This window comes from Lawsonibacter sp. LCP25S3_E2 (genome assembly GCF_052117285.1).
GTDB lineage: Bacteria > Bacillota > Clostridia > Oscillospirales > Oscillospiraceae > Lawsonibacter.
In genome coordinates this window covers 1-3,179 of the sequence record NZ_JBQKJL010000045.1, presented here as the reverse complement: position 1 = coordinate 3,179, position 3,179 = coordinate 1, and the positions used below count along the sequence as shown (strand labels likewise).

Annotated in this window: 4 protein-coding genes; 3 read left to right on the top strand and 1 reads right to left on the bottom strand. The window is 41.1% G+C overall.

Annotated features, from left to right (window positions below):
• Positions 1 to 267 precede the first annotated feature (267 nt).
• The gene (locus ACTQ3R_RS16270) at positions 268 to 489 is read right to left on the bottom strand and encodes a hypothetical protein (RefSeq protein WP_441780201.1); all 222 of its coding nucleotides are present in this window, start codon (positions 487 to 489) and stop codon (positions 268 to 270) included.
• A 197-nt stretch (positions 490 to 686) separates the two neighbouring features.
• Here ACTQ3R_RS16270 and ACTQ3R_RS16265 point away from each other — a divergent pair, with 197 nt between their 5' ends.
• The 3 genes from ACTQ3R_RS16265 (at position 687) to ACTQ3R_RS16255 (ending at position 2,940) form a co-directional block, all read left to right on the top strand.
• Positions 687 to 890, top strand: coding sequence for a helix-turn-helix domain-containing protein (locus ACTQ3R_RS16265; RefSeq protein WP_118426099.1), 204 nt, complete (start codon positions 687 to 689; stop codon positions 888 to 890).
• A 113-nt stretch (positions 891 to 1,003) separates the two neighbouring features.
• The gene (locus ACTQ3R_RS16260; RefSeq protein WP_441780202.1) at positions 1,004 to 1,951 is read left to right on the top strand and encodes a DNA-methyltransferase; all 948 of its coding nucleotides are present in this window, start codon (positions 1,004 to 1,006) and stop codon (positions 1,949 to 1,951) included.
• A gap of 2 nt (positions 1,952 to 1,953) precedes the next feature.
• On the top strand, positions 1,954 to 2,940 hold the full coding sequence (locus tag ACTQ3R_RS16255; RefSeq protein WP_441780203.1) for an XcyI family restriction endonuclease: 987 nt from the start codon (positions 1,954 to 1,956) through the stop codon (positions 2,938 to 2,940).
• The last annotated feature ends 239 nt before the right edge of the window (positions 2,941 to 3,179 follow it).

The window sequence follows — 3,179 nt, the reverse complement described above, 5'->3', positions numbered from 1 at the left end:
GATACTAATAAACTTTACAGCCGAAAATAGCAGGTGGAATATTAACATATTTGCGAAAGTTTTTCCTGCGAAATCACCTCAAATACACCCTACTATATCTGAATTTGCCGAGTGGGAATGATTTCAGAGGCTCGAAAAAGCTTGATATGACTGGTTTTTTGAGTGGTTAAAGCCCTCTGTGGCAACGATTTGGCAACACTTTTTCATTATTCATAAAAAGAGAGCTAACTGATTTTGATTTGTCAGTTAGCTCTCTTTTTTGTTTTATTATGATTTCGTGCAGCAAACGGCAGCTTCTATGGCCAGTGAGTCCCAGGAGCAAAAGAGATTCTGGGGCGGCACCTTCACATAGTTTTGGGGTTTATCAAACTCCGGATAGTGGTAGCGCCACTTGCCTGAATCTTCTGGAAAGCTCTTGTCCGCCTCTAACAGGTGGCGGCCTGTTGATAGGCACGCATCGGCAGACTTCTCCGGAAAGCCCAGCGTCATACCGGGATATTTCTGTGGCATCCCTATGGGAGATGGAAAAGGTGAGACTATCATCATTTGCAAATAGCGCGATAAAGAGAGTGAACATAATCTCATATAAAAATTATATAATCTCATAATTTCGTGAGATTATCTTGCTGCCATGTGCGTCATGTGGTATAGTATAAAAGAATTCGACAACGAATGGAGAATTGATTATGCCAGTCAGTTATGACAAGCTCTGGAAGATGCTGATTGATAAAAAGATGAATCGAACCGAGCTGAAAGATGCTGCAGGGATTAGCTTTAATGTTCTGGCCAAAATGGGTAAGAATGAGTATGTGTCGATGGAAAGCCTCCATCGAATTTGTCAAACCCTATCGTGTGATATAGGGGAGATCGTAGAGTTTATAGACGAGTGACAGCTGTAGTTGTCCATGCTGTACTCATTCCCGATGAGGAAAACTGATTTTTGGGATTAGAATATATATATCTACATAGTGTGGGGAGTATCCCGAATTGGAGGAAATTGAAATTGTTTGAGGAACCACAGAAAAAAGACAGCATAATTTGTGACGATTTGATGTATCAGAAGTCGTTGTTTTCTACTCCTGTTGTTTTGAGTACCGGTATAGATCAAAGTAAGGTAGAGAAGATGCTTTCGGATACTTCTTCTTTATTCCTGGGAGATGCAAAAAAAATTTTAGACCAAATGCCCGATGAATCCGTACAATGTGTAATTACCTCGCCTCCATATTGGGCATTGAGAGACTATAATATTGATGGTCAAATTGGTCTGGAAGAAAACGTTTATAAGTATATAGACACACTTGCTGATTTATTTGATAAAGTAAGACGAGTATTAAAGAATGATGGAACGTTTTGGCTGAATATTGGGGATAGCTATACGTCGGGGGGACGGAAATGGCGTGCGCCTGATGGCAAGAATAAAGCTCGTGCAATGTCAATTCGGCCAGATACACCGGAAGGACTGAAAGCGAAAGAGCTAATTGGCGTACCGTGGCGATTAGCCTTTGCGCTGCAGTCGCGGGGATGGTATCTTCGCTCTGATGTAATTTGGGAGAAACCAAATTGTCAGCCGGAAAGTGTCAGAGACCGTCCGACAAGATGCCATGAGTATATGTTCTTGTTTTCCAAAAGTGAAAAATATAAGTATTATGTCGATGCCCAAAAAGGGCCGAATGGACGAAGAATTCGAGATGTATGGAGTATCAATACCAAGGCGAATAAGGAAACATCAGGACATTTTGCTGTATATCCCGTAGAATTAATTGAACCATGTATCCTATTTGGAACAGATGAAAATGATTTGATTTTAGATCCCTTTATGGGGTCAGGGACCACTGCTGTGGCTGCAAAACGATTACACCGGCGTTTTGTTGGAATTGAGCTTAATCCGGACTATTACCAAATGTCAATTAAACGGTTATGCTCAGAAGGAATGAGCATTATGGAGGAATAAATGTGAGAGACATTGTTATCCCATCCACAGCAAAGCAAATTAAAATGCAAAAAATTCTTCATAACTATCGTAAAAAAATACTGGGATCAAATCTTAGAGCTGCGGTAGCAACCATTGACCCGGATGATTTACATAAAGAAATTGTTCGCTTTGTCAGTAAAGATAGCCGGACGATTTTGCAGGGATTGGGCATCCGGGAGGAAGTCATGTTTGCGTTGCCTTGCATCTTAAAACGCAATCCTATGCTTTTGGGATACTATCGGCTTCTAATGGGAATTAGTGAAAAGCAATTTTACACCAGTGCTACCGGACTGTCTGTCTTTAAAGCATTGGAACATGATGGTAAAATTGACGAGAGTGCAGAAGAAGAACTTGGTAATTTATGTTGTGCGATAAATGATACCATGTCACAGCTGCTAAAAGGCATCGATCGTTCAAATTTAGTGCAGGATCTGGCAGAATTGCCGCTTATGACCTTGGGGGTATATGGGGATGGAGTTTGGAGAAACATAATAGGTGCGCAAGCAGCCCTGCATGTGTTTGAAACGATCAAGCAGATTGTCAAATCCTTTCATGTAGAACTGGTCACGGATGAAGAAAAATGTTTAAAATTTAAAAATCGTGCCGGTGATCTGTACCGAGTCGTTCCGAGCTTTGATCCAGATATTTCTATCTTTTTAGAAGGGGAACCTGAGGAAAAACTTCTTTGTATTGAAATTAAGGGCGGACAGGATGTTGCAAATGTGCATAACCGTGCAGGAGAAGCAGAGAAAGCACATTTAAAAGCAAGTCGAGCAGGTTGGCGTGAAAAATGGACAGTGATATATTTCGTGGGGCTTCAACAAAAACAAGTAGATAAGTTGTTTACAGAATCTCCCTCAACAGATATGTGGTTTGATATCAATGAGGTAATTGTACAATCGGGTGAAACATATGACTCGTTTAAAAACGAACTAGCTTCAAGATTTGGTCTGATGCTTGATACTTGATAGTACTTGTGATGTTTAATAGGTTTTGCCGCGCCGGAAGCTTCGAGCCTCCGGCGCGGTTTTTGTTTGACAGCTGGGCCGGTCCGCCTTATAATGGGCCAACAAGAGAGGGAAAATTCTGTGAAGCGTGGATAAGGTACAATAAGTTGCGCAAATTGAAAATCGCATAAAAGAAGACATAGCTTGCAGGCTCTGGTAGAATGAAGTTACCACACAAACATTCGAAAGGAGCAAGCAAA